Source organism: Corallococcus llansteffanensis, assembly GCF_003612055.1.
Taxonomy (GTDB): Bacteria; Myxococcota; Myxococcia; order Myxococcales; family Myxococcaceae; genus Corallococcus; species Corallococcus llansteffanensis.
The window spans coordinates 1-24,204 of sequence record NZ_RAWB01000072.1; the positions used below are offsets into that span (position 1 = coordinate 1).

Sequence of the window (24,204 nt, forward strand, 5' to 3'; positions counted from 1 at the left end):
CAGCCCCTCCTGTCCCCGGCCCCTGACTTGCCAACACCCGGACCCACGCTCTGTTGGGTCGCGCACACCCCATGCTGGGCAGGCAGCCGGGCAGCGCCCGGGTCCGTCGGCGCCCGCCCGGCTTATGCCCGGAGGGGCCCATTCCTAGCCTTGAGCCATGACTGACGAGCGCCTCCACAAATCCCTCTGGACGGTGACGACCCCACCCCGGGACTTCCCCCGCCTGCCCGGCGACCTCGCCGTGGACGTGGCCATCATCGGCGGTGGCATGGCGGGGCTGACGACAGCCTGGCTGCTCAAGCGCGCCGGCAAGAAGGTGGCGGTGCTGGAGATGCACCGCATCCTCTCCGGCCAGACGGGGCAGACCACGGCGCACCTCACGGAGCTGCTGGACACGCCCTACACCACGCTCCTCCAGGACTTCGGCGACAAGGGCGCCCACCTGGCCGCGTCCTCCGTGCGGGCCGCCATCGAACAGATTGCCTCGCTGGTGGAGTCGCTCTCCATCCGGTGCGGCTTCACGCGGGTGCCGGGGTTCCGGTACGCGGAGACCGAACGCGAGCTGCGCGAGCTGCTGCTGGAGGTGTCCGCCGCGCGGCAGGTGGGGCTGTTGGCCTCGTTCACCAAGGACGTGCCCCTGCCGTTCCCGGTGAAGGGCGCGCTGCGCGTGGAGGACCAGGCGCTGTTCCACCCGCGCGAGTACCTGCTCGGGCTCGCGGACCGCATCCCCGGTGACGGCTGTCACGTCTTCGAGAACACGAAGGTGGTGGACCTGTTCGACGGCACACCCTGCCGCGTCGTCACCGAGCACGGCACCGTCACCGCGCAGACCGTGGTGGAGGCCACCACCACGCCGCTCAACCGCGTGGCCATGCACACCAAGCTCTACCCCTACCGCACCTACGCGGTGGCGGGTCCGCTGACGGGGCCGCTGGAGCCGGGCCAGTACTACGACAGCCGCGACCCCTATCACTACATCCGCACGCAGCAGGTGGACGGCGTGCCGTACGCCATCGTGGGCGGTGAGGACCACAAGGTCGGCGCGGAGGAGGACACAGCCTCGTGCTTCGCCGCGCTGGAGGACTACACGCGCAAGCACCTGCCCGTGAAGGACATCACCCACCGCTGGTCGGGCCAGGTCATCGAGCCCGCGGACGGGCTGCCCTATATCGGCCGCAACGTGGGCAGCCGCCACGTGTACGTGGCCACGGGCTTCTCCGGCACGGGCATGACGTTCGGGACGCTGGCGGGCATGCTGCTGTCGGACCTCATCCTCGGCAACGAGAACCCCTACGCCGCGCTCTACGACGCGGGTCGCGTGAAGCCCAGGGCGGGCGCGAAGGACTTCCTCCAGGAGAACGCGGACGTGGCCTTCCGCTTCGTCGCGGACCGGCTGGCGAAGCCGGACGGCCACCACCTGGCGGACGTCGCGCCGGGCGAGGGAAGGATTCTGGAGGTGGAGGGCCGCAAGGTGGCCGTCTACCGCGAGGAGGACGGCACCGCGCACGCCGTGTCCCCGGTGTGCACGCACCTGGGCTGCCACGTGCACTGGAACAACGCGGAGCGCTCCTGGGACTGCCCGTGCCACGGCGGCCGCTTCAGCCCCACCGGTCGGGTGCTCAACGGCCCCGCGGTGAAGGACCTGGAGTCACGGAAGTTGCCAGTGAAGTGAGAAGTGCGAGCGGGTGGGCTTCCCTTCGGGTGGATCCGCCCCCATCTATCAGCACCTACATCGCACCTGGAGGCGACATGCACGCGTTGGAACTCCTCAAGCAGCAGCACGAAGAGGTCTCCAAGCTGTTCAAGAAGTACGAGAAGCTGGCGGATCACGCCGACGAGGAGCGCCAGGAATTCTTCGAGCAGATCGCGGACCGGCTCGGGGCGCACGCGAAGATTGAAGAGCTGTACTTCTATCCGGCGCTCAAGAAGGAGGACACCGAGGACGACCTGCGCGAGGCGGTGGAAGAGCACCTCGTCGTCAAGCGCCTCATCGCGGACCTCATCTCCATGGATGCGTCCGACGAGGAGTTCGACGCGAAGATGAAGGTCCTCCAGGAGAACGTGGAGCACCACGTCGAGGAGGAGGAGAAGGAGCTCTTCAAGTCCGCGCGCAAGCTGCTGAGCAAGGAGCAGCTGGAGGACCTGGGCATCCAGATGGAGGAGGAGTTCGACACGCTGATGGAAGGCGAGCCGCGCATGGACGTGCCCGAGGAGACGGAGCGCGCCGCGCCCATCTAGTTCGGCGACAGGAAACGGGGTTGCGCGTGGCGTAGGGCCGGGCAGCATGCGGCCCATGCCGCGCGCACCCGCTCCGTCCCTCCCGCAACTCCCTGATGCGTACACGCCCGCCGTGCGGCGCGCCCTCCTGCGCGCCGACCCGGCGCTGGCCCCCCTCTTCAAGACGGTGGGCCCCTTCCGCATGGAGCGGCAGCCGCTGCACAGCCCCTTCGAGGCGCTGGCGCACTCCATCGTCTACCAGCAGCTCCACGGCCGCGCGGCGGCGACCATCTTCGGGCGGGTGTGCGAGCGCGTGGGGCAGGGCCGGGGCTTCACGCCGGAGAAGCTGCTCGCGCTCCCGGACACGACGCTGCGCGAGGCGGGGCTGTCCGCCAACAAGCTGCTCGCGTTGCAGGACCTGGCGCGCAAGACGGTGGACGGCACGGTGCCGCCGCTGGCCCGCGTGCGGCGCATGTCCGACGCGGACCTCGTGGAGCACCTCACCCAGGTGCGGGGCATTGGCCCGTGGACGGTGGAGATGCTGCTCATCTTCCGCCTGGGCCGGCCGGACATCCTGCCCGTGGACGACTACGGCGTGCGCAAGGGCTTCATGGTCGCCAACGGCCTGAAGGAGATGCCCAAGCCCAAGGCGCTCCTCGCGCACGGCGAGCGCTGGCGCCCGTTCCGCACGGTGGTGAGCTGGTACCTGTGGCGGGCGGCGGACCTGCCCGTGGGCACGTTCACGCCGCCCCAGTCCCAGGACGCCTGACGTCCGGCGCTACCTGTCCCGGCCGTTGAACGGCATCGGCGTGAGGGTGGAGACGTCCACGCCGTCCAGGCAGCGCACGTTGATGGCATACATCTGCTTGCCATCCGGGCCCTTGCCGGTGCCGTAGGACTCCACGCCGCACGTGGGACAGAACAGGTGGTCGATGACCTTCTTGTTGAACTGGTAGAGCTTCTGGCTATCCACGCCAGCGACGGGCTTGAACTGCTCGGGCGGCACGAACGTCAGCAGCAGGCCGCGCTTGGAACAGATGGAACAGTTGCAGCTGACGACCTGCGCCAGGTCCGTCTGCGCCTCGTACTGGACCTGTCCACAGTGGCATGCACCCGCGTACGTCTTCATCTCCGCCATGACTCTTCTCCTCCAGGGGGTCGTGAAGCCCGGGCCGGAGCGTGCGCTCCGCCCACCCGGACCGTGGCGCATCAATGAATGGAGGCGGCGGGGACTGCAAGCGACTCCGGGAGCACGCGGCCCCCGGAGCGCTCTTTGCGGCGGTGCGTCAGGGCGTTGGATCAGTCAGAGGCGGTCATCACGGAGACCATGCGCACGAAGCGACGGTCGGTGCTCACCGCGGCGATGACGTAGCCGCCCGTCCAGCCCGGCGCGCCGCAGCCACGGCAGCTCCAGCCGGAGACATAGAGGCGGTTGCTGTTGCGCGAGATGGCGGTGATGAAGGCCGTGGCACCCTCCACCTCGTCCACGGACGGGGTGCCGGCGACGGTGGTGCCGCTGAGCCGCTCGATGAGCTCCTTCACCGTGATGGGCTCGAAGATGCCGCTCTGCGGGCCGAAGTAGGAGCTGAACGCGTAGCCCAGGGTGGCCTGGTTCGCGACGCCCGCCCCGTTGGCGATGTAGCCCTCCTGGATCCGCGAGGAGTTCGCCAGCGGGCCGGTGGCGCCGTACAGCGACGCGGCGGTGCCGGAGACGGGGCTCAGGTACAGGGGCGCGGCCACCGTGTTCGCGTCGTTCAGCTCGTAGAAGTCCGCGTAGTACTTCGCCGCGGTGCCCGTCAGCGACTGCTGGAAGGGCGTGTCGTTGAGGCGCGTGGTGAGGTAGGTGCGCTCGGCGCTGTCCACGCCCGTGGGGCCGCCGGTGTCGTTGAGGAACGCGTTGAGCGCGGTGCGGATCTCCGCGCGGACGATGGTGGCGCCGCCCGGGCTGGTGGTGCCGCGCGCGGTGGTGACGCTCGCCTCGAAGGCGGGGATGCTGGTGGTGGACGTGGCGAAGGCCGCCGGCGCCGTGAGCAGGACGAGCCCGCCCACCATCGACTTCATCGACTGGGACATCATGGGAACCTCTTCATTCGCGGAGGCGGGAGGCCCGCCCCGCGTTCGGGGGGAATGCGGACGACGGGGTGGCAAGTACCACGGTCGGCTGACATGTCCCGCGTGAGGTTCCTGTGACGTTCCTCGTGGAATGTTTCACGCCACGGACTGCGGGGTGGGCGCGGGGGCCCGGCGGCGCAGCGGCGCGAGCAGCACGAGGAACGCGGCGGACAGCGCGACGCCCAGGAGGAACACGTTCGTGTAGCCCCAGTTGCCGAACTTCGGATCCGCGAGCAGCCCCGCCAGCGGCCCGGCGGGCGCCTTGCCCGCGACCTCCATGCTGGCCAGCAGCGTGTAGTGCGTGGCGCCGATGCGGCGGTCGGTGCGCGACATCATGAAGGCGAACATCACGGTGGTGAGCGCGCCGCCGAAGAGCTCCTCGGTGAGGGTGACGCCCAGCACGCCCGCGTCGCTGACGCCCACCTGCGTGAGCACCCAGCGGCCGGCGAGCGGGATCAGGCGCAGCGCGCCGGTGAGGGCCACCGCGCGCAGCAGGGGCAGCCGCGCGGCGAGCAGCCCGCCACAGGTGGACCCGAGGAGCGACGCGGCGGTGCCCCACGTGCCCACCCACAGGCCGATCTGCGCGGGTGTGTAGCCGGCGTCCACGAGGAAGGGCTTGTAGAGGACGTCGGACATCGTCTCGCCCAGCTTGTACGTGCCGATGAAGAGCAGCAGCCACCCGGTGCCCGGCACGGTGAGCGCGGCCTTGAGCCGGGAGAAGAGCTGGGCCCAGTCCAGCTTCGGCGCGTCCGGGCCTTCCTCCTCCTCCCGAGGGGGCGGCTCGCGCACGAAGAGGACGAGCGTGAAGACCGAGAGGCACAGCGCGGACATCACCCAGAACAGGCCCGACCAGCCGATGCGCGAGCTGGCCCACACGAGCAGCCCGCCTCCGGTGAGCATCCCCAGCTTGTAGCCCACGACCTGCGCGGTGTTGCCCAGGCCCAGCTCCTCCGGACGCAGCAGGTCCACCGCGAAGCCGTCCACCGCGATGTCCTGGGTGGCGGCGAAGAGGTTCATCACGAAGATGAGGCCCAGGAGCAGCGGCAGCGAGTCCCGGTCCGCGGCCAGCGCGGCGCCCGCGCACGCGATGGCGAGCCCCGCCTGCATGGGCAAGATCCACGAGCGGCGCCGGCCCACGCGCGCGGAGCCGTAGCGGTCCACCAGCGGGGCCCACAGGGCCTTGAGCATCCACGGCAGCGACAGCGCGCCCGCGAACCCCAGCGCGGCCAGCGAGACGCCGCGCGTGCGCAGGTAGACGGGCAGCGCCGTCACCTGGAAGCCGAACGGCAGCCCCTGCACGAAGTAGAGCGCGCACAACAGCCACAGCCGGGACGGGAAGCGTCGCATGGTCGCGGCCGAGCATAGGCGAGCCGAGGGCCTATACTCCCGGGCTTCCCACCGCGTGGGGACTGGACGAAGAGGGGCACATGCCGGAGCAGGCTGGGACCGAGTCGGGAATCATCGTCGTGGAGCTGTCCGCCGACCACGAGCTGGAGGCGGACCACGTGGACGCGGTGGTGGAGGTGAAGGCGTCGGCGTTCTTCACCGGCGCCGCGGCCCTCACCAACGCGAAGGAGGTGGCGGCGCTGGTGCGCGGCCTGGAGGACCTGGGCGTGCCCCGGACGGCGTTCACGCTCCAGGCGGTGCAGGCGGAGACGAGCGAAGGGCTGCTCTCGCGCTCCTCCTCCGCGACGTACACGGTGCGCATCCGGTTGGATCAGCTGGAGCGGGTGGGGGACGTGCTCGCGGCCTGCACCACCCTGAAGCAGGCGACGCTGCGCGAGCTGAGGTGGGGCTATGCGCGGGAGCTGGCGGCGCGTCAGGAGTGGATTGAAGCGCTGGCCGGGGAGTCGGTGAAGAAGGCGCGCCGGGTGGCGGCCGGGCTGGGCGTGAAGCTCGCAGGGCTGCACCGCTTCACCGAGCGGACGTCGGAGTCGCTGCCCTTCAACCCGGGCCGCGGCGGCTACGGGGGCGGCGGCGAGGACGTGGTGCCCGTGACCTCTTCCGCCGGCTACGGCAAGGTCCGCGCGTCGCTGGGCTTCACCGTGTCGCACCGCAAGAAGGTGCACGTGATGGCCACGGCGGAGTTCCGCACGGCGCCGGCCCCGGAGTCCTGACCGGGGCCGGAGCGTCGTCCCTCAGGGGGCGGGCGTGTGCTTCAGGACGAGCGCCTCCAGCCGTTGCAGCGCCTTCTCCAGCGTCTCCCACGACGGGCCGAAGGACAGGCGCACGTAGCTGCGGAAGCGCGAGGCCCGCGCGCGGCGCTTGCCGGGGTTCACGTCGAAGAACTCACCGGGCACGGTGATGACCTTGTGCTCCAGCGCGGCGCGGAAGAAGGCCATGCCGTCGTTGAGCGGCGCGGGCAGCCCGGACAGGTTGCCCCAGACGTAGAACGTCCCGTCCGGCGCCCGGTCCGTGCGGATGCCCAGCCGCTCCAGCCGCGAGTGGAACCTGTCTCGCTTCTCCCGGAAGGTGGAGTGGATGGCGCGCGTCTCCGCCACCACCGTGTCCTCCTGGAGCAGCGGAATGGCCGCGCGCTGGAGGGGCCGGCTGCCGCCGCCGTCGAGGAAGCTGCCCGCGCTCGCCACCGTGTCGATGACCTGCTTGGGCCCCACCGTCCACGTCATGCGCCAGCCCGGGTAGCGCCAGTTCTTGGTGAGCCCGTCGAAGAGCACCACCGGGTCGCGGTTCACGTCCTCCACGTACCGCGCGGCGCTCTCCACCGGGAGCACGCCCGGGCGGCCCGTCCAGATGTAGTGCGAATAGAACTCGTCGATGAGCAGCGTGCACTCCAGCTCGCGCGCGACGCCCACCCACCGCGCCAGCTCCTCCCCCTGCACCAGCTTGCCGGTGGGGTTGCACGGGTTGGAGAAGAGCAGCGCGGACAGGCCGCGTCCCTGGATCTCCCGGCGCAGGTCGTCGTGCGTGAAGGCGTAGCCGCGCTCGCCCTCCAGCAGGATGGGGATGGCGGTGAACGCCTTGAAGACGTCCAGCAGCTCCTCATAGGCGGTGTAGTCGGGCAGGAAGTGGCCCAGGTTCACGCTTCCCAGGCTCGCCGCGGCGCGGGTGAGGGCCGCGCGGCCTCCGCCGGACAGGCTCACGTTCTCCGCGCTGTACTGACTGGGCATCCCCTTGCGGTAGAGGCGGTTGTAGAGGCTGGCGATGGCCTCGCGCAGCTCCCACAGGCCCGCGACGGGGGCGTACTCCTGGTCCGCCATGTCCACCGTCACCTGGCCCACGCGGGGCGGGGCTCCGGGCAGGTCGCCCGTCTCCGGCTGACCCTGGCCCAGGTTGCACCAGTCCGGGTCGCCGGGACGGTAGCCGCGGCGGGTGGCCTCGGCGGTGACGAAGATGACGCCCGTGCGGGGCACGGTGCGAAACGCGTGCAGGGGGATGCTGTCGCTCACGGGGGGCACGCTAGCGCGCCCCCCGCTTCGGTGCAGCCTTTCAGCCTTCCAGCGACGCGCGCAGGAACCAGGCGTGCTTCTCGAACTCGGTGATGATGCCGGTGAACAGGTCCACCGTGTCCGTGTCCTGGTGCGACTCCACCTGCTTGCGGCTGTCGCGCAGGCCGGCCAGGTAGACCTCGATGCGCTCGGCCAGCAGCTTCACGTGCTCCAGGTCGCGCGACGTCTCCTGCGGGTACTCGGGCAGGCGGCTGTGCGTGCCCACGTGGCGGCTGGTGCCGTACGCCCGGCCGCCCAGCGTCACCGCGCGCTCCGCGATGGAGTCGTTGTGGTTGGCGAGGCTCACCGCGAAGGTCTCGAACAGCGGGTGCAGCGCGGCGAACTGCGGGCCCTTGATGTTCCAGTGGGCGACCTTGATCTGCGAGTGCAGGTCCAACCCGTCCGACAGCCGCTCGTTGAGGGTGGCGTTGATGGCCGTGCGGGCCTGCTCGGAGAGGGGACTGGGGCTCTTGTAGAGGGCCATGGGAAGCGCTCCTTCTTGGGAAGAGGGTTGGAAAAAAAGCGCCCCCCGGTGTTTCCACCGGAGGGCGCGAGGCGCCATTTCAAGTCGGAAGCAGGCTTTAGGACTCCAGGCCTACCGCCGCCGCGTGGATGACGCTTGCGATGCGGACCGCGTCGTGGACGTGGTCCTCGGTCAGGCCGCCGTCCAGCACGACCTTCTCGTGAGACTGGATGCACATCTCGCAGCCGTTGATGGCGCTGACCGCGAGGCAGACCAGCTCGAAGTCCACCTTGTTCGTCAGCACCTGCGCGAGCCGGTTCATCCGCAGTCCCGCCCGCTTGGTCGCGTACGACTCCTTCCCGACCATGTGACGGAACCGATAGAAGACGTTGTTCATCGCCATCAGCGAGGCCGCCGCACGCGCGTCCTCGATGACCGGCCCGGACTTCTCACCCAGCGCCGTCTTCGCCTCGTTCAGCATGGCCTCCTTCAGCCGGTCGTTCCGGGCGGCGAAGGCGCATGCCACGGCCACGCCCCAGCGCTGCTCGGGGGTGAGGCTCGTGCTCTCCAGGACGGCGGAGAGGTTGAGGCGGGTGTCCTTGTGGGCGTCCGCGAGTTCGCTGCGGACGACTTCGAGCGAGGCCATGGTGGGTTACCCCGCCTTCTGCAGCTTCGTGGTGAGCGTCTCCTCACCCTTCTGCCAGTTGCACGGGCACAGCTCGTCCGTCTGGAGCGCGTCCAGCGTGCGGACGGTCTCCTTGACGTTGCGGCCCACGGACAGGTCGTTCACGGACACGTGGCGGATGATGCCCTCGGGGTCCGCGATGAACGTGGCGCGCAGGGCCACGCCCTCCTCCTTGTGGAGGATGCCCAGCGCGCCGGACAGCTCACGCTTGATGTCCGCCAGCATCGGGAAGGGCAGGTTCTTCAGGTCCGGGTGGTGCGTGCGCCACGCGTGGTGCACGAACTCGCTGTCGGTGGACAGACCCAGCACCACCGCGTCGCGGTCGTTGAAGTCCTTGTTGTGCTTGCCGAACTCCGCGATCTCCGTGGGGCAGATGAACGTGAAGTCCTTCGGCCACGCGAACAGGACGGTCCACTTGCCCTTGTAGGTCTCGTTCGTGATGTCCTGGAACTCCTTGTTCTTCTCCAGGCTCACGGTGCCCTTCAGCTTGAAGTTCGGAAGCTTGTCGCCGACGGTCAGCATGGGATTCGACTCCTTGGGATGGGGGGCGGGCCATCGTGGTCCACCCCAGAGGTTGTGGTTGCTACGGGGTATAGCAGCTACCGTGCCAGTGCTTCGACTGCTGTGATTCCAGGGGTTTGCTTCGAGCCCCGTCATCAGCACCGGCGGGGCGGTGCTGCCGGGACGGTGAATAACGAAATCCCGGTGCCTGTCGCCACTGCAATTTCGGTGGGCCGCTATTATCGGTAACACATGCCGGATGAACTGATGGGGCGCCACCCGGAAGTGACGCAGGATGCTCGGGAGCTGGTCGAGCTGGCAACCACTGAAGAGGGGGTGGGGGAGCTGCTCCGTCGAGGATTGGACTGGCTGACGCGCGTGGTGCCCTTCGACCTGGCCACGCTCTTCCTCCTCAAGGAGGGGAAGCTGGAGGCGGTGGCGGCGCGGGGTCCCCTGGCCAATCAGGCCGTGCGCCACCACTCGCTGCAGCTGTCGGACTTCCCGTCCTTGCGTCAGGCGCTGGAGACGCGCCGCGCGCGGGCGTTCACGGAAGAGGACCACGCGCACGGGGACGGCGACCCGTTCGACGGGGTGCTGGACCTGCCCGCGGGGCACTCGTGCATGGTGGTGCCGCTGTGCGCGGGGGAGCGCTGCTACGGCGTGCTGACGTTGGACCGCGCGGAGTGCGTCGCGTACGCGCAGCCGGTGGTGGACCTGGTGGAGGTGTACGGGCAGATGCTGGCCACGGCGCTCCAGGGCGCCGAACAGCGGGGCGTGGCGGAGCGGCTGCACCGCCAGGACCACGAGCACGCGAAGCTCCTGGAGTCGCAGCTGGGCGGGGACTCGGAGGGCATCCTGGAGTCGTCGCTGAGCCCGGTGATGCGGGACCTGTCCCGGCGGGCGCGGCAGGTGGCGGAGACGGACACGCCGGTGCTGATCACAGGTGAGACGGGCACGGGCAAGGAGCGGCTGGCGCGGGCCATCCACCGCTGGAGCTCGCGCGGGGACCAGCCCTTCGTGTCGCTCAACTGCGCGGCGATCCCGGCGGGCCTCCTGGAGAGCGAGCTGTTCGGCCACGTGAAGGGCGCCTTCACCGGGGCGAACCGCGACCGGGCGGGCCGCTTCCAGATGGCGAACGGGGGCACGCTGCTGCTGGATGAGATTGGCGAGCTGCCGGTGGAGCTGCAGGCGAAGCTCTTGCGCGCGCTCCAGGAGAAGGCCTTCGAGCCGGTGGGCAGCGACAAGACGGTGAAGGCTGACGTGCGCATCCTCGCGGCCACGCACGTGGACCTGCACCAGGCCATCGCGCAGAAGCGCTTCCGCGAGGACCTCTTCTACCGCCTGAGCGTGTTCCCGCTGCGGCTGCCGCCGTTGCGAGAGCGGCGCGAGGACCTGCCGCAGCTCACCGTGTTCCTCCTGGAGGAGCAGGCGCGGAGAATCGGCCGGAGGGGCATGCGGGTGACGGCGTCGGGGCTGGCGCGGCTGGCGACGTATGACTGGCCGGGCAACCTGCGCGAGCTGGCGAACGCGCTGGAGCGCGCCACCATCCTGACGAGCGGCCAGGAGCTGTCGGCGCAGTCGTTCGACCTGCCGGTGGGGCGTGCTCCCACGGGCGCGCCGACGGGTTCAGTGGAGGCCCCGGCGCCGCTGCCTGCCGGGGAGCCGGTGGCGACGCTGGCGGCGGTGCAGCGCGAGCACATCCTGCGGGTGCTGACGCTCACCCGGGGCCGCGTCTACGGCGAGGGCGGAGCGGCGGCGCTGCTGGGGCTCAAGCCGTCCACCTTGCAGAGCCGGATGAAGAAGCTGGGCATCGCGCGGGTGGAGGGCTTCACGACCGCCGAGGAGGCGTGACGGGCGGGGCCGTCTTCCGGGCCCCTTCCCGTCGTCCCCCGTGGCCTCAGTACCAACGGCTGTCCTCGCGGGCCTCGCGGCGGTCCTCGCGCATTTCCTGGCGGTTCTGCGCCTGTTCGGTGCGCGCCAGCTGGACCAGGTCCGCCAGCAGCATGCGCTTGCGCTGGACGCTGCCGCTGTCCATGCGGCCGTAGAGGCCATTCAACTGCTGGGCGATGGAGCGCGTCTCGCGCAGGGCGCGGGACTCCTGGCGGGCGTCGCGCACGTCGTCGCGGCGGTCCTGACGGTCGTCCCCGCGGTAGCCGTCGTGGCGCACCTCGCGGGTGCTGTTGCGCACCTCGCGCTTGTCCTGGGCCAGCTCGCGGTGGGACTCGTTGAGCTCCGCCGCCACGTAGCCGCGCAGGTCCTGCTCCACCTGCATCAGGTCGCGGCGCGCGTAGCGTCCACGGGCCGAGTCGTACCGGGCGAGCAGCGACTCCACCTGCCGCAGGTCGTGGTGATCATCGCGGCCTTCGCGGGCGTCCTGCCGCAGCTCCTGCCGGTCCTGCCTCGGCTCGGACGGCTTGCGGAAGTCACCTGCGTGGGCCAGGACCGGGAGGGACAGCGCCATCGTTGCCAGCAGCCACTTCGCCATGGGGGAGTCTCCTGAAGAGCGTGTCTGCCCTGATGGACGGGGCAGCACGTCGCGCATTCAAGGGCCTCGACTCCCCCGGCATGTACTCCCCGGGCCTACGACACGGCGGGTGCGGGGGCCTGCTTCGGCGCGGGGGGCGCCACGGGGTAGTGGGCCTCCTTGCCGAAGGGCTGGTCGAACAGGTGCGGATCCGCCTGGCGCGTGCGGAAGAGGTCCACGATGTAGTTCATCCGCTGGTCCAGCTTGCTCCAGTCCTTGGCCGCCGTGCCCTTGAGGCTGTCGGGCGAGGAGTCGAGGCGGCCGAGCAGCTCGCGCAGCTTGGGGTCTTCAATCGTGCGCAGGTGGGGCGGGAAGATTGTCTTCTCCATGCCCGGGGGCGGCGGCAGATCATTGCCCAGCTTCAGCGCACCGCCGGGGACCGCGAGCTTCATCATGTGCTCGGTGGCGATGCCGCGGAACACGTCCGCCAGCTTGTCGACCAGCGGGTTGACGGCGAGGTCCACGACGCCCGATTTGATGGCGGCCTTGGCGGCGAGGTTGGCGGGGAAGGGCAGCGCGTTGGCGCCCGCCTCGATGGTCTTGTCGAGGATGTTGCGGAAGACGTCCTTCACCGGCGAGTTGAGCGCCTTCTCCACGTAGGACTGGAGCTGGGTCTGCTCGTGCAGGCCCACGGTGTCGTTGGCCCGCAGCATCAGCTCGGCCTTCTTGTTCGGGTCCTTCTCGAACATGGCCTGCGCGTAGTCGCCGAAGGCCTGCTTCAGGAGCGGCTTGTCCTGGGCGAAGCCGTCCAGGTACTTCTGGAGCTTGGCGGGGTCGAGCTGGGTGTCACCCTGGAAGGTCTCCACGAAGCGGGCGAACTCGTGGCCCACCTCCTTGAAGACGAACTGGTTGCCGTCCGCGATGGCCTTGCTGACGTTGTTGAGCGCGTCCGAGCCCGCCTTGGCGATGTCGCCCAGGGGCAGGGTGGGCAGGCCCAGCTTGCGAAGCACGTCGTCCACCCTGGACATGGCCTCGCCCACGACGCCGCCGCCCTTGAGGGCGTCCACGAACAGCTTGGGCATGTCCTCCTGGCGGATGCTCGCGCCGGCCTGCTTCGAGGCCCAGGTGGCGAAGGTGGACCAGTTGGCGTTCTCCTTGCCCAGCAGCGTCCCCATCGCGTCGGACAGGTCGTGGTAGCCCTGGGTGATGGCCAGGTTGCGCTCCACCGGGTCCGTCATCGCGGAGATCTTCGCCACGTCCGCGGCGGTGGGGTAGGTGCCCGGCGTGGGGCGCGGGCCGCTCCCCTGGGGGGCCGCGGTGGGCGTGGACAGTGCCACCGGGGCCTTCTTCTGGGCCTTCGGCGACTCGAAGAGGGAGGTGCCCTGGTTGCGCGGCTCGGGCTTCACCTGGTTGCGCGGGCGCGGCGGGACGGCCGGCTCGGGCAGACGGGGGGTGGAGGCGGCGCGCGGTCCGATTTTCGGGGGGCTCATGCTTTCAGTATCGGCCAGAAGGTTTTGAAGTTGCTTCTACGGAGCGTGCGGGGTGGGTCCTCCAGGCGTCGCGGGCATCCTCCAGGGAGACGGCCAGGAAACGCACCGGCGTGCCCGGGCGGCGCGCCCCCAGGCGGCCCCAGTCCGCGCGGATGAGGGCGGCGATCAACGGGTAGCCCCCGGTGGTGGGATGGTCCGGGCCCAGCAGGATGGGCGCACCCGAGAGGGTGACCTGGAGGGCTCCGCGCACCATGGGCCGGGACGTGCCCGCGCCCTCGTCGCCGTGCGGAACGGGGGGGCCGTCCAGCCGCTGCCCGACGCGGTCGCTGGCGGGCGACACGGTGAAGGTGCTGTCCAGGAGCACCGCCACGGCCGCGTCGCCGAAGCGCGCGGTGTCGGGGCCCAGGAGCACCCGCAGGGGGGCGGCGGGATCCAGGGCCTGCGCGAGCCGCGCGAGGTCCACGTCCGAGGGCTCCTGGGGTGTGCCCGGGGCTCCGAGCGGGAGACGGTCACCGGTGCGAAGGGGGCGGCCTTCCCAGCCGCCCAGGCGGGCCACCCAGAGCGTGCCGCGTCCGCCCAGCACTACAGGCACGGACAGCGCGCCGTCCACGGCCACATAGCGCACGGCGTACCGCGTGGGCGCGGGCACGGTGAGCGTGGCTCCGTCCGCGAGCAACTGCGCGGCTGCGCCATCCACGGACACGCGCACGTCTCGACCGTGTGCGCGCAATTCCAGGCGGCCATGGGCTTCGAGTGCCGCAGCGTATAAGGCATTGCCCACCGCGCGGTTTGACGCGGCCAGCAGCTCCGGCACCCACGCTCCGCCCGGCGGAACGCCGTGGTGCATGTGTCCCGGACGGCCACCGTCCTGCACCGTCACGGGAGCGTTGAGGCCCGTCACCTCCACCCAGGCCGTCATCCATCCTCCCGCTCGAAACGCACGCGGTCGCCCAGCTGCATCACCGCGCCGCGCGTCGGGTCGAACGCGGTGAAGTCCAGGGCCGTGCCCACGAGGTTCCATCCACCCGGTGATGCGAACGGATACACGCCCGTGCGCTCTCCCGCGATGCCCACCGCGAGCGCCGGCACCCGCGTGCGCGGCGTGGGCAGCCGTGGACAGGCGATGCTCGGATCCACTTCTCCCAGGTACGCGAAGCCCGGCAGGAACCCCACGCAGCGCACCGTGTACTCGCGGGCCGTGTGACGGCGCACCACCTCGTCCACCGACAGGCCCGCATGCGCGGCCACCTTCGGCAGGTCCTCGCCGTCGTAGCGAACACGGATGCGGATCAGCGGACGCTCCGACACGGACACGGGCGTGACACGCAGTCGCGTCAGCACGAGCCCGGCGTCCTCGGGCGGCGTCACCGGGTCGAAGTACACGCAGGCATGGGCTTCCGTGATGACCGCGTCCTGCACGCCCGGCAGCGCGCACAGGGCCTCGCGCGCCTGCCTGCGGTCCACGCCCTCCGGCAGCGTCAGCCGCAGCGCGCTGTCACCCAGCGGCTCCGGAGGCCGCTCCAGCGCATCCAGCATCGCGCGCACCTCGCGGGCCAGCGTCACCGCCCCGGGCGTGTCCCCGTGCACGCACAGCGTGTCCACCGCGCCGCCCGTGGCCAGCCGCACCGTGTTCTCCCGGGCCCTCGCCACATCCGTCAGCACCGCGCCGGGCTGCCCTCGTGGAATCAACGAACCGTCTGGCAGCGTGCCCCGGTCCGCGAAGCCCTCGCGCGCGTACCCGAGCCCCGCGGCCCGAGCCGCCTCCCGCAGCGCGCCCGTGCCGGGACCCACGAAGGTGACCTCCGTCCCCAGCGCCTCCACCACGCCGTCCACCACCGCCCTCGCGAGTACGGGGGACGCGTTGGCCGCGTGGTACAGCGCGCCGTGGGGCTTCGCATGCCGCACCGGCACGCCGCGCTCGCGGGCCAGCGCGACGAGCTGCCCGCACTGCTCCGCCACCTGCGCGCGCAGCACCTCCGGTGACACGTTCTGGGCCTTGCGCCCGAAGCCCTCGCGGTCCGCGTAGGACGGGTGCGCGCCCGCCAGGGTGCCGTGGCGCTCGCACAACTCCAGCGCCCGCCGCATGGAGTCCGCGTCGCCCGCGTGCCCACCGCAGGCGATGTTGGCCAGGTGCGCGAGCGCGTAGAGCTGTTCGTCCTCCCCGGGCAGCTCCCCCAGGTCGATGTTGAGCAGGCACCGCGTCATGGGCCCACGCTACGCGAGCCCCCACCTCAGCGGTAGGTGATGAGCGCCCGGTGCTCGCCCTCGAAGTGGCCGTGCTCGTTGAGCGTGGACAGATACCGGCCCCGCTCGCTGTAGAGGACCTTCGTCATTCCACAGTTGGCGAGCGTCCAGTTGGTCCGGAACGCATGTTCATCCGGGATGCCCAGCAGCTCCTGACTCACGGCGGTGATGGGGCCGCCGGAGGTGAACACGAGCGCCGTCTTCGACGGTCCCAGCGTAGCGACCAGCGCATTCATCGCCTCCAGGCAGCGCGCCTTGAAGCCGGCCCAGGACTCCTTGTACTCGCCGTCGTGCCCGCCCTGGACCCAGCGCGCGACGGCCTGGGTGAACAGCTCCTGGAACGCGCGGCGCGGATCCCTCGTCGTGGCCAGCTCCTCGCGCAGCACGCCAGCGTCCGCGTAGCGCGGCATGTGGCGCACGACGACCTCCTCATGGTCGAACTCGTCGAAGCCCGCCATCCGCCGGGGCTCCACCTCCACCCCGAGCGCCTGGAGGCACGCGGCCGCCGTCTCCCGGTGGCGCAGCATCGTGCCCGTCACCACCACGTCCACGCGAGGCAGGCGTGACCGCAGGGACTCGCCCAGGACGCGCGCCTGCTCCACGCCTAGTTCCGACAGCTTGTCGTAGTCCGCCGCGCCGAAGGACGCCTGCCCGTGCCGCACCAGATAGATGACGCCCATCAGCCGCCCGCCTTCTTGATGAGCTGGCGGCAGCGGAACGCGAGGTAGTTCGCGATGAGCCAGTAGTTCTTGAACGCCGGGTTGCGCGTCTGCTTGTGGTGATAGCGGTAGTAGATCTGCTGGACGATGACGGCGAGCCGGAACACGCCGTAGACCTCGTAGAAGGTCCAGTTGGCGGGCTTCAGGCCGGTGCGCTCCAGGTAGTACGCCACCACCTCCTCGCGCCGCAGCATGCCGGGCAGGTCCGTGGGCTGCCGGCGCGTGGAGCGCAGGAACAGATTGTCATCCGCGTGGACCCAGTAGGCCAGCGTGTTGCCCAGGTCCATCAGCGGATCGCCCAGCGTGGCCATCTCCCAGTCGAGCACCCCGATGACCTCCGTGGGATCCTCCGGCTTGAGCACCACGTTGTCGAAGCGCCAGTCGTTGTGGATGACGCACGTGGCGATGTCCTGCGGCACGTGCGCGGAGAGCCAGTCGCGCACGTACTTCATCCGGGGCACGTTCCAGGTGCGCGCCTTCTCGTAGCGGTCGGACCAGCCTGAAATCTGGCGCTGCGGATAGCCCGGCCCCTTGCCCAGCGACGTGAGCCCCACGGCCTGCGCGTCCACGCCGTGCAGTTGGATGAGCTTGTCGATGACGTTGAGACACAGCTGGCGCGTGCGCGCCTTGTCCAGGTTCAGCCCCCGGGGCAGGTGCTTGCGCGGGATGAGGCCGGGGATGCGCTCCATCACGTAGAACTCCGCGCCCAGCACGGCCGGGTCCTGGCACAGGCCCACCATGGTGGGCACCACCGGGTACGCGGGCTTGAGCGCCTGCTGCACCGTGTACTCGCGCGACATGTCGTGCGCGGACTTCGCCTTGGTGCCCGCGGGCGGCCTGCGCAGGATGAGGTCGCGGTTCTCGTACTTGAGGCGGTAGGTCCAGTTGGAGGCACCGCCCGTGTACTGGGTGACCTCCGGCGTGCCCGCAAGCGACGGCACCTGCGCCTTCAGCCAAGCGTCCACGGCGGCCACGTCCAGCGCCTCGCCGGGGCGCACGGCCTTGCCTTCGTCCAGCGGAATGGAGACCGGGGTCACCATGGATCAGCTCCCCCGGGAGAAGCCGCGCTTCGCGAGCTCGATGCGGGTGATGACGCCCTTGTGCACTTCGTCCGGGCCGTCCGCGATGCGCAGGCTGCGCGCCTGGGCGAAGAAGCCCGCGAGCGGCGTGTCGCGCGAAACGCCCGCGCCGCCGTGCAACTGGATGGCGTCATCCACCACCTGCTGGAGCACGTTGGGCGCCACGACCTTGATGGCCGAAATCTCCGTCATCGCCCCCATCGCGCCCACGTCGTCCAGCTTCCACGCGGCGTACAGCGTGAGCAGGCGGGCCTGGTCGATGGCGATGCGCGCCTCCGCCACGCGCTCGCGGTTGCCGCCCAGGTTCAGCAGCGGCTTGCCGAACGCCGTGCGATTCATGCCCCGGTCGATCATCAGCTCCAGCGCGCGCTCCGCCGCGCCGATGCACCGCATGCAGTGGTGGATGCGGCCCGGCCCCAGCCGGCCCTGCGCGATTTCAAAGCCCATGCCCGGCCCGGAGATGAGGGCGGAGATTGGCAGGCGCACGTCGTGGAAGTGCACCTCGCCGTGGCCATGCGGGGCGTCGTGGTCGCCGTACACCGGCAGCATGCGGACGATCTCCACGCCCGGCGCATCCAGGGGCACCAGCACCATGGAGTGCTGGTGGTGGCGGTCCGCGCCGGTCCCCGGCGTGCGGCCCATGAAGATGGCCACCTTCGCGTTCGGGTGTCCCAGGCCGCTGGACCACCACTTCCTGCCGTTGAGCACCACCGAGTCGCCGTCCACCACGGCGGTGGCCTGCATGTTGGTGGCGTCCGACGACGCGGCGTCCGGCTCCGTCATGCAGAACACGGAGCGGATGTCGCCCGCGAGCAGCGGCTTCAACCACTGCTCCTGTTGTTCAGGGGAGCCGTAGCGCCAGATCACCTCCATGTTGCCGGTGTCGGGGGCGCTGCAGTTGAAGACCTCGGGCGCCATGAAGCTGCGGCCCATCTGTTCCGCGAGCGGCGCGTACTCCAGCGTGCTCAGGCCCGCGCCCAGCTTCGCGTCCGGGAGGAAGAGGTTCCACAGCCCCTCCGCCTTCGCGCGCGCCTTGAGCTCCACCATCACGGGCGGCACCTTCCACTGGCGCCAATCCCCACCCGCCTCCATCCCGTGCAGGGCCTGCATGTACGCGCCCTCCACCGGCTCGATGTGGTCGGTCATGAAGCGCTTCACGCGCTCCAGGTATTCGGTCGTCCTGGCGGAGGGCTGGAAGTCCATGCGGGGCATCCTGCGCCCCGCCGGGTTGATGAAGCCACTGAATGTTGGTCATGTGTTGTCATGAACCCCGTTCAGGATCCAGCGGCCCGCCCGGCGCCCGACCTCAACCTCTTCCGCGTGTTCGACGTGGTCTTTCGCGAGCGCAACCTGGCGCGTGCCGCGGACGTGCTGTTCCTGAGCCCCTCCGCCGTGAGCCACGCGCTGTCCCGGCTGCGTGAGCAGTGGGGCGAGCCGCTCTTCGTCCGGGAGGGCAGGGGCGTGGCCCCCACGGCGCTGGCCGAGCGGCTGGCCCCGGGCATCCGCGACGCGCTCGCGCTGCTCCAGCAGGCGGTGCACCGCACCCGGCACTTCGAGCCCGCGCGCGACGTGCTCCACGTGGCGCTGGCGATGAACGACGTGCTGGAGCCGTCCCTGCTGCCCGCATGGGTGGAGCGCCTGCGCACCCGCGCACCGGAGGCCCGCGTCACCAGCGTGCGGCTGGAGCGCACGCGGCTGGAGCGGGATCTCGCATCGGGGCGGCTGGACCTGGCCATCGACGTGGCGCAGCCCACCGGGCCGGACCTGCGGCATGCTGTATTGCTGCGGGACGAGCTGTGCGTCGTCGCGGCCCGGCGCCGCAAGCTGACCTCCGCCACGTACCTGTCCGCGCGCCACGTCGCCGTCTCCTCGCGGCGCACCGGCCTGCCCTTCGAGGACCTGGTGCTGGGCCGCCTGGGCCACCAGCGCGACGTGGCCGTGCGCTGTCAGCACTACGAGGCCGCCTGCCGCATCGTCGCCGGTTCGGACCTGCTGCTCACCATGCCCCGGCGCCACGCGGAGGCACTCAACGCGGGCCTGGGCAATCACCTGTTGCCCATGCCGCTCAAGCTGCCGCCCGTGGACCTGCACCTGTACTGGCACCGGCAGGTGGACGAGGACCCGAAGAGCCACTGGCTGCGCGCGGAGCTGCTCGCGCTCACCGGGGAGGTGGTGCGCCCCGCCCGGAAGCCGTGCTCAGCGCCGGGGCGTTCGCGGGGCCTTGCGCGCACGCGGTGACGGCGTCGCGCGCCGTCCCTGGGCCCGGGGCTTGCGCGCAGGCGGACGGGGCGGAGCGGGCGGCTCGATGCTCGCGAGGATGATGCGGCGCAGGAGCGCGTACACCGGCAGCGGGTCGAAGTGCTTGTCCAGCTGGTGGTGCAGCGCGAGCCCGTCCACGCACGCCTTGATGATGACGGCGTAGTGGGCGTCCTCCGCCGCCGGGGCCGCGCCGGGGCCGGTGCGCACGTGCGCCACGGTGCGGGCAATCTCGCTGTCGCCCTGGCTCAAGAGCTGCGCGACGGCGGGCGTCAATTCGCGGTTGCGCAGGCCCAGCGCGAACAGCTCGTAGCGCAGCCGGCAGCTCTCCGGCGCCTCCTTCACCAGCTTCTCGCCCCAGGAGAAGGCGACCTCCGCCAGCTGCTCCACGGGCGTCTGGGCGCGCAGCCGCTCCAATTCGGACATGTACTGGCGGCTGGCCTCCTGCGTGACGGCCAGCAGCAGCGCGTCCTTGCTGCCGAAGTAGTAGTGCACCAGCCCCTGGTTCACCCCCGCCTCGCGCGCCACCTCCTTCACCGTCGTGGCGTCGTAGCCGCGCTCCGCGAGGACGCGGTGGCCCGCGGCGATGAGGCGCGCCCGGGCGTCGGGCTCCGGTGCGGCGGGGGCGGCGTGCTTGCCACGGCGGGTGGGAGGCATCCCAGACCCATAGGGCACCACCTCCCACCCCGCAAGAGCGGACCTCCAGCCGACGGCTTGACAACTTGCGTCACCGGTCTTAGTTAGTCGTGTAACTAAATTAGTCGTCCGGCTAAACCGAAGGAGACGGTCCATGCGAGCGGAGTCCAGGCGGTCGATGCAGTGGGTGAAGGCGGCGGTGGCGGTGGGTGTGTCGTTGCTGTCGGTGCCGGCGCTGGCCCAGGACGTGGGCCGCACGTCGACGGGGCAGGAGCAGCAGCGGCGCGGGGCGTTCCTGCTGGAGCTGACGCCGCCCGCGCTGGACGGCTCGCTGTACGGGATCCGCGCGGAGGTGGCGCCGTCGCGCGACTCGCGGCTGGCGTTCGGTCTGCTGGGGCGCGCGGGTTCGTGGAACCGGTCGCTGGGCGCGAAGGCGCGCTTCACCGGCGTGCAGGGCGGCGACGTGAAGCTGAACTTCGGCGTGGGCGTGGACGGCCGCTACACGCTGGCCTTCCTGGCGGACGGCACGGTGCGTCCGTTCCTGGGGCTGGCGGTGGGCATGGAGGAGTTTGTCGCGCGGGCCACCGTCGCGTCGCCCGCCACCAAGGACTACACGACGACAGCGTTCGTGGAGCCGTCGCTGGGCCTGATGTGGCGGCCGGGCTCCGGGCGCGTGGGCCTGTCGGCGCGCGCGGGTCCGGGCTTCACCTTCACCGACGTGCGTGAGCTCCAGGTGGGCACGGGCAACCTGGGCCTGCGCACCGTGTACCCCACGGCGTCGCTCGGCCTGCTCGTCGTCCTGTAGGCTCCGCGGCCATGAGCCGCCCGTTCGAGTCCTACCGCGCCGAGTTCCCCGTCCTCGGTGAACAGCTCTACCTCAACCACGCGGGCGTCGCGCCCACCAGCCTGCGCGCGGCCACCGCGGTGAAGGGGTGGATGGATGACCTGGTGCACCACGGCATCCTCCACGAGCGCGGCTGGGAGGCCCACTGCGAGCATGTGCGGGGGCTGGCCGCGCGCATCATCGGCGCGTCACCGGAGGAGATCGCCTTCGTGCGCAACACCAGCCACGGGCTGGGGCTGGTGGCCGAGGGGTTGGACTGGAAGCCCGGGGACGAGGTCGCCGTCGCCACGGGCATCGAGTACCCCTCCAACGTCTACCCGTGGCTGCACCTGAAGGACCGGGGCGTGGAGGTCCGTGAGATTGCCGCGCCGGACGGGGGCGTGACGCCGGAGGCGGTGGCGGCGGCGCTCACCCCGCGCACGCGACTGGTGGCGGTGTCGTCGGTGCAGTTCGCCTCCGGGCACCGCACGGACCTGGAGGCGCTGGGGGCGCTGTGTGAGCGCTCGGGCGTGCTCCTGTGCGTGGACGGCATCCAGAGCGTGGGCTGCATCCCGGTGGACGTAAAGAAGAGCCGCGTGCACTTCCTCAGCGCGGACAGCCACAAGTGGATGCTGGGCATCTCCGGCATCGGGCTGCTGTACGTGGCGAAGGACGTGCTGCCGCGCGTGCGGCCCGCGCTGGTGGGCTGGCGGAGCACCACCGACGCGTGGAACTTCAACCGCTCGCACTTCGAGCTGCGCCCGGACGCGGCGAAGTTCGAGGAGGGCAGCGCCGCGTACCCCGGCATCTACGCGCTGGGCGCCGCGCTGGAGCTGCTGCTGGAGGTGGGGATGGACGCCATTGGCGCGCGCATTGGCGGCCGGGTGGCCCGGCTGGACGCGGGGCTGCGCGACCTGGGCTGCGAGGTGGGCCCCGCGCCGGAAGCGCGCGCGGGCATCCTCACCTTCCTGCCGCCGGGAGCGGCGGTGCGGGCCCTCAGCGCCTACCTGTCCGAGCAGAAGGTGGCCCACTCGGTGCGGCGCGGGCGCATCCGCCTGTCGCCGCACTTCTACACCACCGATGAGGAACTGGACCGGCTGGTGGCGCTGGTGCGCGCGTACCGGCCCGGGTGAGAGGCTCACCCGGACCTTTCCGTCCCGGCCCTACTGCGCCGGGAAGAGGTTCTCCACGGAGAGGTAGCGCTCGCCGGTGTCGTAGCAGAAGGCGAGCACGCGGCTGCCGTCCGGCATCTCCGGGAGCTTCTGGTTCACCGCGGACAGCGACGCGCCGGAGGAGGGGCCCACGAAGATGCCCTCCTCGCGCGCGGAGCGGCGGGCGAACTCGAAGGCGTCCTTCTCATCCACCTGGATGGTGCCGTCGAGGATGTCCGTGTGCAGGTTCTTGGGGATGAAGCCCGCGCCGATGCCCTGGATGGGGTGCGGGCCCGGGGCGCCGCCGCTGATGACGGGCGACTTCACGGGCTCCACCGCGAACACCTTCAGCTTCGGCCACTTCGCCTTGAGGATCTCCGCGCACCCGGTGATGTGGCCGCCGGTGCCCACGCCCGTGATGAGGTAGTCCAGCCCGTCCGGGAAGTCGTTGAGGATCTCCTGCGCGGTGGTGCGCTTGTGGACCGCGATGTTGGACTCGTTCTCGAACTGCTGCGGCATCCACGCGTTGGGCGTCTGGGAGACGAGCTCCGTGGCGCGGGCGATGGCGCCCTTCATGCCCAGCGCGCGCGGCGTCAGGTCGAAGGTGGCGCCGTAGGCGGCGAGCACGCGGCGGCGCTCGATGCTCATGGACTCCGGCATCACGAGGATGAGCTTGTAGCCCTTCACCGCGGCCACCATGGCCAGGCCGATGCCGGTGTTGCCGCTGGTGGGCTCGATGATGACGCTGTCCTTCTTGAGCAGGCCCTTCTTCTCCGCGTCCTCAATCATCGCCAGGCCGATGCGGTCCTTGATGCTGCCGCCCGGGTTGGCGCGCTCCAGCTTCAGGTGCACCGTGACGCGCGAAGGGTACAGCCGGTTGATGCGCACGTGCGGCGTGTTGCCAATGGTCTGCAGGATGCTGTCGACTTTCATGGCGTCTCCTGTGCGGGGAAGGTCACTGCGTGGGGGTTCTCAAATCTGGTAGTCGAGGACGTCCAGCCCCTCGTCGCCGTGGCGCGGACGCACCTCGCTGCGCCGGGTGACGACGGACTGTGCCGGCACGCTCTGCATGAGCCACGCGTTGCCGGCGATGATGCTGCCCCTGCCCACCACCGTCTCGCCGCCGAGGATGGTGGCGTTGGCGTACACGACCACGTCGTCCTCGATGGTGGGGTGGCGCTTCTTGTCCGCCAGGGCCTTCTCCACCATCAGCGCGCCCAGCGTGACGCCCTGGTAGAGCTTCACGTTGTCGCCAATCACCGTCGTCTCGCCGATGACGACGCCGGTGCCGTGGTCGATGACGAGCCTGCGGCCGATGGTGGCCCCCGGGTGGATGTCCACGCCGGTGCGCTGGTGGGCGTACTCGGTGAGCAGGCGCGGCAGCAGCGGGAAGCCCAGCCGGTGCAGCGAGTGCGCCACGCGGTAGATGGCGAGGGCGTAGAAGCCCGGGTAGGTGAGCACCACCTCGTCCACGCTGCGCGCCGCGGGGTCGGCTTCGAAGATGGCGCGCGCGTCCTGCTGGAGCCAGTCGTAGATGTCCGGCAGGCCCGCCATGAAGCGCGTGGACAGGTCCGCGTCGGTGACGGGGTAGTGCGGCGCGAGCAGCCCCTGGATGCGCTGGAGGTTCGCCTCCACCGCGGTGACGTCCCGGCGCACCGCCGCGGCGTTGCACTCCAGCCGCTCCGCGAAGTGGGGGAAGAGCAGGCCCAGCACCTGGGCGACGAACTCCGGCGCCGCCTTGCGCACGTCCGGGGGGAAGCAGTGGCGCTGCCGCGCCTCCAGCAGGGTGGCAACCAGTCGGGCGTTCGGATCGTCCATGGGGCGTTGCGTCACAATACCGTGGTGGATGCCGTGGGCGGAAAAACGTCGCGGCTGCCCGGTCGCATAGGGGACGGGGCGCGGTGCGGCATGGCGGGGG

Annotated in this window: 25 protein-coding genes; 8 read left to right on the forward strand and 17 right to left on the reverse strand. The window is 70.8% G+C overall.

Annotated elements, in window-relative coordinates; translation table 11 throughout:
- Nucleotides 1-157 precede the first annotated feature (157 nt).
- From D7V93_RS09390 to D7V93_RS09400, 3 genes are all read left to right on the forward strand, one after another.
- A complete protein-coding gene (locus tag D7V93_RS09390) occupies nucleotides 158-1,672 on the forward strand; it encodes an FAD-dependent oxidoreductase (protein ID WP_120643066.1) in 1,515 nt (504 codons plus the stop codon).
- Between the two features lie 77 nt (nucleotides 1,673-1,749).
- Nucleotides 1,750-2,238 (forward strand): hemerythrin domain-containing protein, encoded by a 489-nt coding sequence (locus D7V93_RS09395; protein ID WP_120643067.1) that lies wholly within the window; start codon nucleotides 1,750-1,752, stop codon nucleotides 2,236-2,238.
- A 55-nt stretch (nucleotides 2,239-2,293) separates the two neighbouring features.
- Complete coding sequence (locus D7V93_RS09400; protein ID WP_120643086.1) at nucleotides 2,294-2,986, forward strand: DNA-3-methyladenine glycosylase family protein; 693 nt, start codon at nucleotides 2,294-2,296, stop codon at nucleotides 2,984-2,986.
- A 9-nt stretch (nucleotides 2,987-2,995) separates the two neighbouring features.
- Here the strand turns inward: D7V93_RS09400 and D7V93_RS09405 are convergent, their stop codons facing one another.
- The 3 genes from D7V93_RS09405 to D7V93_RS09415 all read right to left on the reverse strand — a co-directional run bounded on the left by D7V93_RS09405 (nucleotide 2,996) and on the right by D7V93_RS09415 (nucleotide 5,676).
- Nucleotides 2,996-3,355 carry a GFA family protein gene (locus D7V93_RS09405; RefSeq protein WP_120643068.1) on the reverse strand — a complete coding sequence of 120 codons (360 nt, stop codon included), beginning with the start codon at nucleotides 3,353-3,355 and terminating at the stop codon, nucleotides 2,996-2,998.
- A 161-nt stretch (nucleotides 3,356-3,516) separates the two neighbouring features.
- Nucleotides 3,517-4,293 (reverse strand): hypothetical protein, encoded by a 777-nt coding sequence (locus D7V93_RS09410; protein ID WP_120643069.1) that lies wholly within the window; start codon nucleotides 4,291-4,293, stop codon nucleotides 3,517-3,519.
- A gap of 132 nt (nucleotides 4,294-4,425) precedes the next feature.
- On the reverse strand, nucleotides 4,426-5,676 hold the full coding sequence (locus D7V93_RS09415) for an MFS transporter (protein WP_120643070.1): 1,251 nt from the start codon (nucleotides 5,674-5,676) through the stop codon (nucleotides 4,426-4,428).
- Between the two features lie 80 nt (nucleotides 5,677-5,756).
- Between D7V93_RS09415 and D7V93_RS09420 the strand changes: the two genes are divergently transcribed.
- A complete protein-coding gene (locus D7V93_RS09420) occupies nucleotides 5,757-6,446 on the forward strand; it encodes an SIMPL domain-containing protein (protein WP_120643071.1) in 690 nt (229 codons plus the stop codon).
- A gap of 21 nt (nucleotides 6,447-6,467) precedes the next feature.
- Here D7V93_RS09420 and D7V93_RS09425 read toward each other — a convergent pair whose 3' ends face one another.
- The 4 genes from D7V93_RS09425 to D7V93_RS09440 form a co-directional block, all read right to left on the reverse strand.
- Entirely contained in the window at nucleotides 6,468-7,736 is a 1,269-nt protein-coding gene (locus D7V93_RS09425) for a pyridoxal phosphate-dependent aminotransferase (RefSeq protein ID WP_120643087.1), read from the reverse strand.
- Nucleotides 7,737-7,776: 40 nt separating this feature from the next.
- Nucleotides 7,777-8,259 carry a DNA starvation/stationary phase protection protein Dps gene (dps, locus tag D7V93_RS09430; RefSeq protein ID WP_120613927.1) on the reverse strand — a complete coding sequence of 161 codons (483 nt, stop codon included), beginning with the start codon at nucleotides 8,257-8,259 and terminating at the stop codon, nucleotides 7,777-7,779.
- 97 nt (nucleotides 8,260-8,356) lie between these two features.
- Complete coding sequence (locus tag D7V93_RS09435; RefSeq protein ID WP_120613926.1) at nucleotides 8,357-8,884, reverse strand: carboxymuconolactone decarboxylase family protein; 528 nt, start codon at nucleotides 8,882-8,884, stop codon at nucleotides 8,357-8,359.
- A 6-nt stretch (nucleotides 8,885-8,890) separates the two neighbouring features.
- Nucleotides 8,891-9,445 (reverse strand): peroxiredoxin, encoded by a 555-nt coding sequence (locus tag D7V93_RS09440; protein WP_120541718.1) that lies wholly within the window; start codon nucleotides 9,443-9,445, stop codon nucleotides 8,891-8,893.
- Between the two features lie 231 nt (nucleotides 9,446-9,676).
- Between D7V93_RS09440 and D7V93_RS09445 the strand changes: the two genes are divergently transcribed.
- The gene (locus D7V93_RS09445) at nucleotides 9,677-11,275 is read left to right on the forward strand and encodes a sigma 54-interacting transcriptional regulator (RefSeq protein ID WP_244237204.1); all 1,599 of its coding nucleotides are present in this window, start codon (nucleotides 9,677-9,679) and stop codon (nucleotides 11,273-11,275) included.
- Nucleotides 11,276-11,321: 46 nt separating this feature from the next.
- On the opposite strand, the gene D7V93_RS09450 is transcribed toward D7V93_RS09445, so the two are convergent.
- The 7 genes from D7V93_RS09450 to D7V93_RS09480 all read right to left on the reverse strand — a co-directional run bounded on the left by D7V93_RS09450 (nucleotide 11,322) and on the right by D7V93_RS09480 (nucleotide 18,623).
- On the reverse strand, nucleotides 11,322-11,909 hold the full coding sequence (locus D7V93_RS09450; protein WP_120643073.1) for a hypothetical protein: 588 nt from the start codon (nucleotides 11,907-11,909) through the stop codon (nucleotides 11,322-11,324).
- Between the two features lie 95 nt (nucleotides 11,910-12,004).
- Nucleotides 12,005-13,378: a hypothetical protein gene (locus D7V93_RS09455; protein WP_120643074.1), complete on the reverse strand. Its 1,374-nt coding sequence runs from the start codon at nucleotides 13,376-13,378 to the stop codon at nucleotides 12,005-12,007.
- A gap of 4 nt (nucleotides 13,379-13,382) precedes the next feature.
- The gene (locus D7V93_RS09460; protein WP_120643075.1) at nucleotides 13,383-14,297 is read right to left on the reverse strand and encodes a 5-oxoprolinase subunit C family protein; all 915 of its coding nucleotides are present in this window, start codon (nucleotides 14,295-14,297) and stop codon (nucleotides 13,383-13,385) included.
- Nucleotides 14,294-15,583: a LamB/YcsF family protein gene (locus D7V93_RS09465; protein ID WP_120643076.1), complete on the reverse strand. Its 1,290-nt coding sequence runs from the start codon at nucleotides 15,581-15,583 to the stop codon at nucleotides 14,294-14,296. The genes D7V93_RS09460 and D7V93_RS09465 overlap by 4 nt, the downstream gene beginning before the upstream one ends.
- Nucleotides 15,584-15,609: 26 nt before the next feature.
- The gene (locus D7V93_RS09470; RefSeq protein WP_120643077.1) at nucleotides 15,610-16,302 is read right to left on the reverse strand and encodes a histidine phosphatase family protein; all 693 of its coding nucleotides are present in this window, start codon (nucleotides 16,300-16,302) and stop codon (nucleotides 15,610-15,612) included.
- On the reverse strand, nucleotides 16,302-17,381 hold the full coding sequence (locus D7V93_RS09475; protein ID WP_120643078.1) for a phosphotransferase family protein: 1,080 nt from the start codon (nucleotides 17,379-17,381) through the stop codon (nucleotides 16,302-16,304). Before D7V93_RS09475 ends, D7V93_RS09470 begins: the two co-directional genes overlap by 1 nt.
- Before the next feature lie 3 nt (nucleotides 17,382-17,384).
- Nucleotides 17,385-18,623, reverse strand: coding sequence for an acyl-CoA dehydrogenase family protein (locus D7V93_RS09480; RefSeq protein ID WP_120643079.1), 1,239 nt, complete (start codon nucleotides 18,621-18,623; stop codon nucleotides 17,385-17,387).
- Between the two features lie 60 nt (nucleotides 18,624-18,683).
- Here D7V93_RS09480 and D7V93_RS09485 point away from each other — a divergent pair, with 60 nt between their 5' ends.
- Complete coding sequence (locus D7V93_RS09485) at nucleotides 18,684-19,658, forward strand: LysR family transcriptional regulator (protein ID WP_120643080.1); 975 nt, start codon at nucleotides 18,684-18,686, stop codon at nucleotides 19,656-19,658.
- Here the strand turns inward: D7V93_RS09485 and D7V93_RS09490 are convergent.
- A complete protein-coding gene (locus D7V93_RS09490) occupies nucleotides 19,617-20,333 on the reverse strand; it encodes a TetR/AcrR family transcriptional regulator (RefSeq protein ID WP_120643081.1) in 717 nt (238 codons plus the stop codon). The two genes, D7V93_RS09485 and D7V93_RS09490, sit on opposite strands and share 42 nt — an antisense overlap.
- A gap of 133 nt (nucleotides 20,334-20,466) precedes the next feature.
- Here D7V93_RS09490 and D7V93_RS09495 point away from each other — a divergent pair, with 133 nt between their 5' ends.
- Nucleotides 20,467-21,117, forward strand: coding sequence for a hypothetical protein (locus tag D7V93_RS09495; protein ID WP_120643082.1), 651 nt, complete (start codon nucleotides 20,467-20,469; stop codon nucleotides 21,115-21,117).
- 11 nt (nucleotides 21,118-21,128) lie between these two features.
- On the forward strand, nucleotides 21,129-22,268 hold the full coding sequence (locus D7V93_RS09500; RefSeq protein ID WP_120643083.1) for an aminotransferase class V-fold PLP-dependent enzyme: 1,140 nt from the start codon (nucleotides 21,129-21,131) through the stop codon (nucleotides 22,266-22,268).
- Nucleotides 22,269-22,298: 30 nt separating this feature from the next.
- On the opposite strand, the gene cysK is transcribed toward D7V93_RS09500, so the two are convergent.
- Together cysK and epsC are read right to left on the reverse strand one after the other, a co-directional pair.
- Complete coding sequence (gene cysK / locus D7V93_RS09505; protein WP_120643084.1) at nucleotides 22,299-23,219, reverse strand: cysteine synthase A; 921 nt, start codon at nucleotides 23,217-23,219, stop codon at nucleotides 22,299-22,301.
- 39 nt (nucleotides 23,220-23,258) lie between these two features.
- On the reverse strand, nucleotides 23,259-24,104 hold the full coding sequence (epsC, locus tag D7V93_RS09510) for a serine O-acetyltransferase EpsC (RefSeq protein ID WP_120643085.1): 846 nt from the start codon (nucleotides 24,102-24,104) through the stop codon (nucleotides 23,259-23,261).
- Between the last annotated feature and the right edge of the window lie 100 nt (nucleotides 24,105-24,204).